The following is a 10,753-nucleotide window of genomic DNA, read 5'->3' as shown; positions in this document are numbered from 1 at the left end:
TCGCATCGCTCGAGGATGCGCTCCGCCTGCGCCGCCCGCTTCTCTTGACCCCGCTTCCTCTGTTCGGTCCGACCGAGGGATCGCTCGCCCTGCCGGATGGCGGGGGCTCCCTGCGACTGAACGGCTGGGGGAACGAGGCCGAGCGTGCGACCGACGAGCCTCTTGTCGGATCGAGCGCGCTCGGGTGGGGCGCGCCGTGGCTTGCCTTCGCGCTGGGCGACCCGCGCGCGGACGGCGTGGAGGCGCTCGATCTCGACGCGATCGAGTATCCCGTGGAACGCCCCGAGTTTCACGGCCCCGCGGACGCGCTGGCACGGCCGCGTCCCACGGGACCGGCCTTCGCGAGGTCGGCGACGGATACCGCGAGAACCCAGGCGTCCAAGACAACGCTCCTCTACCAGAAGGGGGACGGCGACGCGCTGGTCACGGGGGCGCGTATTCAAACCGACGCGTTCCGCCGCCGCGCCTACGCTTCCTACAGCCGCAACCAAGCGAACGGGCCCGGCCTCCTGAGCGGGACGGTGTCGGAGCGATACGCGGCCAGAGCGGAGCTTGCGCGCGCCTTCGCGCACCGGATCGAGCTGGAGGGTCTTCTCTACGAGCGCTCGATCCAGGATTCCCTCGGCGCGGAAAGCGAGTGGGATCGAAGACACGTGGAGCTCAGCGCGACGCGCGACGGGGAGCGGTGGAGCGACGTATGGCGGCTCCGCGTCTCACGCGCCAAGGAGACCTGGATTCTTTCGCCCGACGCCAACTCTCCCGACGCCGGCTCCCGGGAACGATGGGAGTTCCCCAAGGTGGCCGTGGAAGGATCGATGGCCTGGCGCCCCGATCCGGCGCTCACGTGGATCGCGACGCTCGAGGGCGCATCGCAGAAAATCGTCTATCGCGTCGACTCGGTCCCCGAATTCGAGCCACGGAGAGAGGACGCGCGTCTCCATCTCGGAGCACGCCGGGCGCTCGGCCGCGCGGCGGGCGCCGGAATGGACGCGGCGTACGACGTTCGTGAATCCCAGCCCGGCTTTTTCGACGCGAGGGCCTCCCTCTGGGGCGCCACGGAACGGCTTCGCGGCCGGTTGGATCTCGAGTCGGCCCACGACCGTCCTTCCTGGGTCGATCTTCTGACCCCCGCGAGAGCCCGGGACTTCGTGTCGATTCCGCAGAACCCGACCTTCGTTCCGAGCCAGCTCTTTCGCTCCGGCGATCCTCGGCTCAGGCCGCGTCGGCTCACGGGAGCCCTGGCGGCCGCGGGTCTCACCGCGGCTCGAGGGCTCAGGTTCGATTTCTCCGGCGCGTTCCGGCGTGTGGCCGACGACTTCGGCTGGGATGTGGTCGCGGACACGATGGGCGGGTCCTATGTGGTCTCGTCGACCGCGGGGCCGCGGGGCTCGGGCTGGCTGTCGCACGCCGCCTGCGGTTGGGAGTATCACCGAGGACCGATCCGCACGCGCGGCGTGGGCTGGATCCGCGGCGGGCCGGATTCCCTCTCCCCCCGGAGCGGGTCCCCTCCGCGCCGCGCCCTGGATGCCGCCGTCGACGTGCGCATCGTCCTCTTCCAGGGGGATCTGCCGCTCCGATTCGGGATCGAGTCCCACGCTCGAGGGCCGCGTCGCGGGCTCGTGCGCGAACCGGCGCAAGTGACCTGGGACGGATTGCTGTCGGTGGACTTCGGCACGGCCGGGGCGTTCCTGCGCGTGGAGGACGCGTTCGACCGCAAGGTCGGAAGCGCGATCTGGGATCCGGCCGAGCCCTCCGGGTCGCCGCTTCCCGGCAGGGCGGTTCATGCCGGCGTGGTCTGGAATCTCTTGGACTGATCGGGGGCGCGGGGCGTGTGGGGAAGGGAGATGCGCGCCGGGCTGGCGTTCGTGATCGCGGCGCTTCTCATCGGGGGAGCGTTTCGCGAATGGCGCCGAACGCACGAGGAGCGCTTCGCGGATCTCGTCCACGAGCTTGAGTCCCGGGACGGCTCCCGCGCGGAGCAGACCGTGATCCCCATCGAATCCTCACCGCCCGATTCCGAATCCGATCGCGCCGCTCCGATCCGCTCGGGACCGGGGCGCTCCCTTCCGCGAGGCGTACCGGTCGGGCGGATCGATCCGAACCGCGCGACGGCGGGCGAGCTGGAGCGGCTCCCCGGCATCGGACCCTCGCTCGCGGCGCGCATCATCGCGGACCGGCGCGCGCGCGGCGCGTTTCCGGCGCCCGAAGCGCTCCTTCGCGTCCCAGGAATCGGGCCGAGGATCCTCGAGCGGATCCGCGCCTACCTCGAATTTCCCGCACCGGTCGCAGGAGACTCTCTGAACAGATTTTGAGCGATGCAATTTGCACCGCAGCGTGCCCCGCGCACGGCCCGTGTGATTCCGCGGGCTCCGGTCGGATCCCGCAATTCCTTTCCTCCCGGCGACCTCGGGTCGATTCCGCCGGCCACGTGATGCTGGCACCGGACTTGCGAAAGTCCTTCCCGCCCATCCCGTGCCGGAACGCGCGGGGACCCGCCAGCTCCACCAACATAAAACTGTCGAGGACGGACAACCGTGCAGCAGGAAAATGTCGGCCTGAAGCTGCTGGAAGCGAAGCTCATCCAGCCCGATGCCTTACAAAAGGCGCAGCAGCAGATCAAGTCCGGTGGGGGAAGCATTACCCAGGCGCTCGTCAAGCTCGGCGCCATCACCGAAGAGAACCTCGCCAAGTTCCTCTCCGATCTGTACTCCGTTCCCAGCGTGGATCTCTCGAATTTCGCCCCCGATCCGAGCGTTTGCAAGCTCATCCCCGGTGACGTGGCCAACAAGTTCCAGATCGTGCCCCTCTCGCGGAGCGGCCGCCGCCTCACGGTGGCGATGGCCAACCCGAGCAACATTTTCGCGATCGATGACATCAAGTTCATCACCGGATTCGAGGTGCAGCCGGTCGTGGCTTCGGAAGCCGCGATCAAGAAGGCGATCGACAAGGCGTACGATTCGGTGGCGTCGTTCGAGAACGTGATGAAGGGGATGGAAGACGAAATCGAGGTCATCGAGGAGCAGGAGGACGAGACCCCCGACGTCACGCTCCTCGGCGAAGCGGAACAGGCCCCCGTCGTCAAGCTGGTCAACTCCCTCATCACCGATGCGGTCCGCAAGGGAGCGAGCGATATCCACATCGAGCCGTACGAGAAGCTGCTCCGCGTCCGGTTCCGCATCGACGGTACGCTCTACGAGATGATGGCGCCTCCCTTCCGGATGAAGGCGGCGATCATTTCCCGTCTGAAGATCATGGCCGAGCTCGATATCGCCGAACGGCGCGTGCCCCAGGACGGACGCATCAAGCTCCGCCTTCTCGGCCGCACCATCGACCTGCGCGTCTCGAGCCTTCCGACGATCTTCGGCGAGAAGGTCGTGATGCGAATTCTGGATAAGGGAAACCTCAATATCGATCTCAACAAGCTCGGATTCCAGGAACAGGCGCTCAACGATTTTTCGCGGGCGATCGCGCAGCCGTACGGCATGGTGCTCGTGACGGGACCGACCGGGAGCGGAAAGACGACCACGCTCTACTCGGCGCTTTCGAAGATCAACGTCCCCGAGACCAACATCATGACGGCGGAGGATCCCGTCGAATACAACCTCGAAGGCATCAATCAGGTGCTCATCCACGAGGAGGTGGGGCTCACGTTCTCTGCCTCCCTCAAGGCCTTCCTCCGGCAGGACCCCAACATCATCATGGTCGGCGAGATCCGCGATCTCGACACCGCTTCGATCGCAACGAAGGCAGCGTTGACCGGCCACCTGGTCCTCTCGACCCTGCACACGAACGACGCCCCGAGCACCGTCAACCGGATCATCGACATGGGCATCGAGCCGTTCCTTGTGGCCTCGTCGGTCAACCTCATCTGCGCCCAGCGGCTCTTGCGCAAGGTGTGCCCATCCTGCAAGACCGAGATCAAGCTGCACCCGGAAGTCGTTCGCGAGCTGGGCCTCTCCGAGGAGGACGTGCGCAAAGGGGGATTCTTCGAAGGAAAGGGGTGCGTGGACTGCAACAACACCGGATACAAGGGCCGGAGCGGCGTGTACGAGGTCTTTCCGGTCTCTCCGAAGATCCGGGATCAAATTCTGGACCGGTCCTCCACCTCCGATATCAAGAAGTCGGCCGTGGCGGACGGGATGCTGACGCTCCGGAGCGACGCGCTAATCAAATTAAAGAAGGGGATTACGACGGCCGAAGAGGTGTTGAAGGAGACCGCGGCCGACCGCTGAGCCGCCACGGAGGGAGCCCATGGTTTCGCTGCGCCAGTTGCTGGACGAGATGATCAAGCTCAGGGCGTCCGATCTGCATATTTCTGCGGGGGTTCCGCCGCAGGTGCGTGTCGATGGATCCATCATGCCGATGCAGCATCCGCCGCTGACGCCGAATTTGACGCAGCAGCTCGCCTACAGCGTGCTCACGGAGGAGCAGCGAAAGCGGTTCGAAACGACCCGGGAGCTGGATCTCTCGTTCGGCGTTCCCGGTCTGAGCCGTTTCCGCGCCAACGTCTATTTGCAGCGGGGCGTCACCTCGATGGCGATTCGGCAGATCCCTTATGAAATCCTCACCTTCGATCAACTCAGCCTTTCGAAGGTGATCCGCGACTTCACGACCAAGCAAAAGGGACTCGTGCTGGTCACGGGACCAACCGGAAGCGGCAAGTCCACGACGCTCGCCGCGATGATCGATCTCATCAACACCACCCGGGCCGGCCACATCATTACGATCGAAGACCCGATCGAGTACGTGCACCACCACAAGAAATGCATCGTGCACCAGCGAGAGATCAATTCGGACACAACGACCTTCGCCACGGCGCTCAAGTACGTGCTGCGACAGGATCCGGACGTGATCCTGATCGGAGAAATGCGGGATCTGGAGACGATGGCGGCCGCGCTCACGATCGCCGAGACCGGCCATCTTGTGCTCGCGACGCTTCACACCAATTCGGCGTATGAGTCGATCAACCGGATCGTGGATGCGTTCCCCAGCAGCCAGCAGCAGCAGGTCCTCTCGCAGCTCGCGTTCGTATTGGAGGGTGTCGTGACGCAACAGCTCATCCCGAAGGCGAAGGGTCCGGGGCGCGTGATGGTTCCGGAGATCCTCATCTGCACGCCGGCGGTGCGCGCGGTCATCCGCGAGCGAAAAACGCATCAAATCTACAGCCTCATGCAAGCCGGCACGAAGCACGGCATGCAGACGATGAACCAAGCGCTGTTCCAGGCGTACATCGGCAAGCAGATCGGGCTGGACGAAAGCCTGGGCCGGAGCTCCGACGTGAAGGAGTTGGAGCAGATGCTCGAAAAGGTCGGGGTCCACGTCACCGCCTAAGAGGCGCTGAGAAGGGGGAACGCGGTGCCAGTGTACGTATGGAAAGGCCGGACGGTCGCGGGGGAGATTCAGACCGGCGAGCTGACCTTGGATTCGCAAGACGAGGCGCTCGCCGCGCTCCGCAAGCGTCGGATCATCATCTCGTCGGTGCGCGAGAAGAAAGCGGACGTCAAGCTTGGGCTTCCCAAGTTCGGCGGCCCCGGCGTGACGACCCGCGATCTCGCCATCTTCACGCGCCAGTTCGCGACCATGATCAATGCGGGACTCCCCCTGGTCCAGTGCCTGGACATTCTCTCCAAGCAGACCGAGAAGGAAACGTTCCGCCATGTCATCGGGCAGGTCATGCGCGATGTGGAGGCAGGGACGACCCTCGCCGAGGCGCTTGGAAAGAAGGAGCACAGCAAGGTCTTCGACGAGCTCTTCGTGAACATGGTCGAAGCGGGGGAGGCGGGAGGGATCCTGGACAACATCCTCCAGCGCCTCGCGACCTACATCGAGAAAGCCGAAGCGCTCAAGCGGAAAATCAAGGCCGCGATGGTGTACCCGGCCGTCGTGCTTTCGGTCGCCGTGCTCGCCACGTCCTTCATGCTCATCTTCATCATCCCGACCTTCGCCAGGATGTTTACCGGGTTCGGGGCCGAGCTTCCGCTCCCGACCAAGATCGTCATGGGCCTGAGCTCGTTTCTGCGCGCGTACTGGTGGGCGCTCATCGGGGGAATGATCGCGGCGGTGGTGGCGATCCAGCGGTACTACCTGAACGAGAAGGGCCGGGTCCAGATCGACACGCTCCTGCTCAAGATTCCGGTTCTGGGGGACGTGCTGCGCAAGGGTGCCGTGGCCCGGTTCACGCGCACCCTCTCGACGCTCATCTCCTCGGGCGTTCCGATCCTGAACGGGCTCGACATCACCGCGCGCACCTCGGGAAACCGGGTGATCGAGAACGCGATCATGGCCGCGCGATCCAGCATCCGGGAAGGCGAGACGATCTCCGCGCCGCTTCGCCAATCGACGGTATTCCCGCCGATGGTGGTGCAGATGATCTCCGTGGGTGAAGAGACCGGCGCGCTCGACGACATGCTGACGCGGATCGCGGATTTCTACGACGACGAAGTCGACACGGCGGTGGATTCGCTGACCTCCCTGATCGAGCCCATCATGATCGTCGTCATGGGAACGATTGTCGGCGGGATGGTGATCGCGATGTACCTGCCGATGTTCAAGTTGATCAACGTGGTCGCGGGCGGTCATTAGATCGCCCGATGGCCGCGCGTCGCGCAAACCCGGAGGCCGACGGGGATCGGGACCTGGGCCTCGCGGTCCAGGCCGTCATCCTGGGCCGGGTCGCGCTGCTCGGGCTGGTCACCGCGATGGCGGTGGCCTTCTCGGGGGGCCCGCTCGGCGACGAGCGACAATTCCCGTTCGGATTTTTTCTGTTCACGGTGGCGGGCCTGGCGTTCGCCTACCAGCGGGTTCTGAAGAGCGGCGGCGACTCGAGAAACCTGCTGGCCACCCAGTTCCTGGTGGACGTGGCCACGACGTCGTATCTCGTGTTCTTCACGGGAGGCGCGGAAAGCCAGTTCGTGCCGCTGTACCTCCTGTCGCCGCTCCTCGGGGGGGTGTTCCTCTCGATCGGCGGCGGGGTGCTTCTGGCGGCGCTCTCCTCGCTGGCCTACGCCGGGTTCTACCTGGCGGGCCGGCAGGGGCTGATGCCGACGATGCCGTACGGGCTGACGCAAGGGTTGGGCGACGCGGCGCTCTTGCTGCGGATGCTCTTGTACGTGCCGCTCCTCTTTGTCGTCGGGGTGATCGGGGGCTACTTGGGACGGCGGTTGAACGAGGGACGCCGGGCCCTGGAGAACGCGCAGGAGGAATTGAACCGCGCGCTTTTCGACACGGAGAGCATCTTGGAAAACATGTCGAGCGGGATGGTGACGGTGGATGCGGACGGAATCGTGCGGCATTGGAATCGTGCGGCGTCGGAAATTGCGGGCTGCCCCGTCGACTCGATGCGCGGACAGCCGTACGTGGACGCCTTCGGACCGGGCCTCAAGGAGTTCACCGAGCGCGTGCGTGAGGCGCTCGAGCAGGGAACGGAAGGGAGCCGCGTGGCGATCTCGATCGTGAGGCCGGACGGATCCAAGGTGCCGCTCGGCATGTCGACGAGCCTCCTGCGCGATCCGGACGGACGGAGGCGCGGGGTGATCGGTCTCTTCCAGGATCTCTCCGACGTGAGGGCCCTGGAAGAGCGGATCCGCCGGCGCGAGACGCTCGCGGCGATCGGGGAGCTCTCGGCCGGAATCGCGCACGAGATCCGAAATTGCCTGAACCCCATCAGCGGATCGGTGGAGGTGTTGCAGCGCGAGCTCAAGGTGAAGGGAGAGAACGCCAGGCTCCTGGATCTGATCGTGAGGGAGTCCGAGCGTCTCGACAACTTCATCCGCGAGCTGCTCGACTATGCGCGCGAACGGCCGCTCAAGTGCGAGACGCTGGACTTGGACGCGCTGCTCCAGGAGACGGTCGATGTCGCGCTACGTCACCCGAGCGCGGAGGGAAAATCCCTGGGCTTCGCGGGCCGGAGCGTGGATGTCCACGTGCACGTGGATTCCGAGCAGATGAGGCAGGTGCTGATGAATCTGATCCTGAATGCGCTCGAGGCGATCGAGGCCGACGGCCGGGTCGAAGTTCGGATCGCCGCGCGGCACGAGAGGCCGTCGGTCCAGACCGGCGGGACCTCGCCCTCGTTCGTCTGTGTCGAAGTGCAGGATAACGGGATCGGAATCGCGGCGCCGGAGATCGAGCTGATTTTCGAGCCGTTTTACTCCACAAAACGGGGAGGGACCGGGCTGGGACTTGCCATTGCCAACCGGATTGTGGAGCGCCATGGAGGCGCCATGGAGGCCGAGAGCCGTCTCGGGGCGGGGACGACCATGCGGGTGTGGATCCCGAAAGCAACGAGCACGGCGCGAACCGTCGCCCACGCGGCGTAACCCCTTGTCGAGCGAGGTAGATCAGGTGAGCGGCGAAAAAATTCTGGTGGTCGATGACGAAGAGAGCATGGTCCAGTTTCTTTCGATCCTTCTTTCCAAGGAAGGATACGAAGTGCACGTGGCCACCTCGGGACGCGACGCCCTCCAGAAGGCGGAGGAAGAGAATTTTGACGTCGTCGTGACGGATATCAAGATGCCGGGAGAGATCGACGGGCTGGGCGTGCTGTCCGGAATCAAGAAGTTGGATCCGAGCATCCCGGTCGTGATCCGGACCGCGTTCGCGTCGCAGAAATCGGCCATCGAGGCGCTCAACCGGGGCGCGTATCAGTACCTCGAGAAGAGCGCGAAGAACGACGAGATCCGCCTCGTGATCAAGAACGCGATCGCCATGCGTCGGGTCCAATCGGAAAACGTCTACCTGAAGCGCCAGTTGAAGCGCACGGACGACACTAAGGAGATCATCGGGCACAGCGAGCAAATCCAGAAGGTCCTGAAGCTCGTGGAGAAGGTCGCCGATTCGGATTCGACGATTCTCATCGTGGGAGACAGCGGCACCGGCAAGGAGCTGATCGCGAAGCGCATCCATTATATGAGCCGGCGGGCCGACGGACCGTTCGTATCCATCAACTGCGGCGCTCTTCCCAAGGATCTCCTCGAGAGCAACCTGTTCGGGCACGTGAAGGGCTCCTTCACGGGCGCGGTGCGCGACCAGGAAGGGCTCCTCGCGGTCGCCGGGGGCGGCTCGTTCTTCCTGGACGAGGTTGGCGAGACCCTGCCCGCGACCCAGGTGAAGCTCCTCCGGGCATTACAAGAAAGGGAAATCATCCCGGTCGGCGGCACCAAGCCCCGGAAGATCGACGTCCGTTTGATCGCGGCCACCAACGCGGATCTGGAGAGGGCGGTCGCCGAGGGTCGCTTTCGCGCCGATCTCTTTTACCGCCTCAACGTGATCCAGATTCGCCTCCCGGCGCTCCGCGAGCGCAAGGAGGACATCGAGGAGATGGTGGAGCATTTCTTGAAGAAGCTCGCGGGCCAGAAAGAGGTGAAAACGATCTCGAAGGAGGCGCGCGACTGCCTGATGGTGTACGACTGGCCCGGAAACGTGCGCGAGCTCGAAAACGTGATCGAGCGGGCCGTGATCCTGACCGACGATGGCGTCATCACGCCGGAGGACCTCCCGGAACGCGTGGTCCAGGGCGGAAAGGGCCGCGGGAGCCTGGTGATCGACAACCCCAATCTCACGCTCGAGGAATTGGAGCGCGAGTACATCCTCAAGGTGCTGCACCACACCGGCGGCCAGAAAAAGCGGGCCTCGGAAATCCTGGGGATCAATCCGTCGACGCTCTACCGGAAGCTCATCTCGTACGGATTGCTCAAGGAAAGTGTGGGCATGTTGTCGGAGTGAAAGCGGTCGCAAATTGACCGCCGCGACGTTGAATCATGCAATATGCAGAATGGACGGCGTCCCGCGTGCATCCTGCGCGGAACGCGCATCTCCGGAGCTCGGTCCCGTCCACGCCGCACGCGGAAGTGCAAGCGAGAGCGTCCCATGAAGGGCCGTTTTGCGCCGTGGCATGTCCGTTGCTTTGATCTCGTCCGGTACGGTTGGACGGACGCTGATCACGTCAGGGACGGCGGGACCGAAAGGAGGTGCAGCACACCATGCCGAGAAACTCGAAGGGGTTCACCCTCATCGAGCTGATGATCGTGGTTGTGATCATCGGGATTCTCGCGGCGATCGCGATTCCGAACTTTATCGCCATGCAGGACCGTGCACGCGAAGCCAGCGTGAAAGGGAACATGCATAGCTACCAGCTGGCGATCGAAGACTTCGCCGTGAAGAACAACGGCACCTATCCGGTGGCTGCGGACGATGCGGCGGTGATGGCGAACATGCCGGGCGGTAGCTACCCGAAGAATCCCTTCTCGGGCGCGAACGACGCTTGGGCTTGGGGAGCGGATCCGGCGGCGCAGGGCATCATCGGCGCGAACCCGGCCGCGACGACGGGCTATACGATCAAGGGTTACGGCAAGGCGGCTCTACTGTCTCTGACGTTGACCAACGGTTGATCGAGGAATTGGAGGAAACCATGTTTCGCAATCAGAAAGGCTTTACGCTGATCGAGCTGATGATCGTGGTTGTGATCATCGGGATTCTCGCGGCGATCGCGATTCCGAACTTCATCGCCATGCAGGACCGCGCACGCGAAGCCAGCGTGAAGGCGAACATGCATAGCTTCCAGCTGGCGGTCGAAGACTTCGCGGTCAAGAACACCGGCACCTATCCGGTGGCCGCGGACAACGCCGCCGTCCTCGCCAACTTCCCGAGCGGTGCTTGGCCCAAGAACCCGTTCACCGGCGCGAACAGCGCCGCGACGTGGGGCGCGGACCCGGGAGCTCAGGGGGTCTTCGGTGCGAACCCGGCCACAACGACC

The 10,753-nt window shown here is 64.5% G+C and carries 8 protein-coding genes; all 8 read left to right on the top strand.

Annotated features, from left to right (window positions below; genetic code table 11):
- Positions 1-1,844 precede the first annotated feature (1,844 nt).
- Positions 1,845-2,312 carry a helix-hairpin-helix domain-containing protein gene (locus tag E6K76_02340; protein TMQ60282.1) on the top strand — a complete coding sequence of 156 codons (468 nt, stop codon included), beginning with the start codon at positions 1,845-1,847 and terminating at the stop codon, positions 2,310-2,312.
- Positions 2,313-2,534: 222 nt separating this feature from the next.
- On the top strand, positions 2,535-4,232 hold the full coding sequence (gene pilB, locus E6K76_02335) for a type IV-A pilus assembly ATPase PilB (protein TMQ60281.1): 1,698 nt from the start codon (positions 2,535-2,537) through the stop codon (positions 4,230-4,232).
- Between the two features lie 19 nt (positions 4,233-4,251).
- The gene (locus tag E6K76_02330) at positions 4,252-5,331 is read left to right on the top strand and encodes a type IV pilus twitching motility protein PilT (protein ID TMQ60280.1); all 1,080 of its coding nucleotides are present in this window, start codon (positions 4,252-4,254) and stop codon (positions 5,329-5,331) included.
- A 24-nt stretch (positions 5,332-5,355) separates the two neighbouring features.
- Complete coding sequence (locus tag E6K76_02325; GenBank protein TMQ60279.1) at positions 5,356-6,582, top strand: type II secretion system F family protein; 1,227 nt, start codon at positions 5,356-5,358, stop codon at positions 6,580-6,582.
- A gap of 8 nt (positions 6,583-6,590) precedes the next feature.
- Positions 6,591-8,318 (top strand): PAS domain-containing protein, encoded by a 1,728-nt coding sequence (locus E6K76_02320; GenBank protein ID TMQ60278.1) that lies wholly within the window; start codon positions 6,591-6,593, stop codon positions 8,316-8,318.
- On the top strand, positions 8,212-9,723 hold the full coding sequence (locus tag E6K76_02315; GenBank protein ID TMQ60277.1) for a sigma-54-dependent Fis family transcriptional regulator: 1,512 nt from the start codon (positions 8,212-8,214) through the stop codon (positions 9,721-9,723). The genes E6K76_02320 and E6K76_02315 overlap by 107 nt, the downstream gene beginning before the upstream one ends.
- Positions 9,724-9,980: 257 nt before the next feature.
- Positions 9,981-10,388 carry a prepilin-type N-terminal cleavage/methylation domain-containing protein gene (locus tag E6K76_02310; protein ID TMQ60276.1) on the top strand — a complete coding sequence of 136 codons (408 nt, stop codon included), beginning with the start codon at positions 9,981-9,983 and terminating at the stop codon, positions 10,386-10,388.
- 20 nt (positions 10,389-10,408) lie between these two features.
- The coding region (locus tag E6K76_02305) for a type II secretion system protein (protein TMQ60275.1) at positions 10,409-10,753 on the top strand (345 nt) is incomplete at its 3' end.

The organism is Candidatus Eisenbacteria bacterium (assembly GCA_005893275.1).
Taxonomy (GTDB): domain Bacteria; phylum Eisenbacteria; class RBG-16-71-46; order SZUA-252; family SZUA-252; genus WS-7.
This window is presented reverse-complemented; position numbering and strand designations above follow the sequence as displayed.

Coding starts and splice junctions, on each gene's coding strand:
- E6K76_02340 (TMQ60282.1), top strand. CDS start 1,845: ATGCGCGCCGGGCTGGCGTTCGTGATCGCGGCGCTTCTCATCGGGGGA.
- E6K76_02320 (TMQ60278.1), top strand. CDS start 6,591: ATGGCCGCGCGTCGCGCAAACCCGGAGGCCGACGGGGATCGGGACCTG.
- E6K76_02315 (TMQ60277.1), top strand. CDS start 8,212: ATGGAGGCGCCATGGAGGCCGAGAGCCGTCTCGGGGCGGGGACGACCA.
- E6K76_02330 (TMQ60280.1), top strand. CDS start 4,252: ATGGTTTCGCTGCGCCAGTTGCTGGACGAGATGATCAAGCTCAGGGCG.
- E6K76_02310 (TMQ60276.1), top strand. CDS start 9,981: ATGCCGAGAAACTCGAAGGGGTTCACCCTCATCGAGCTGATGATCGTG.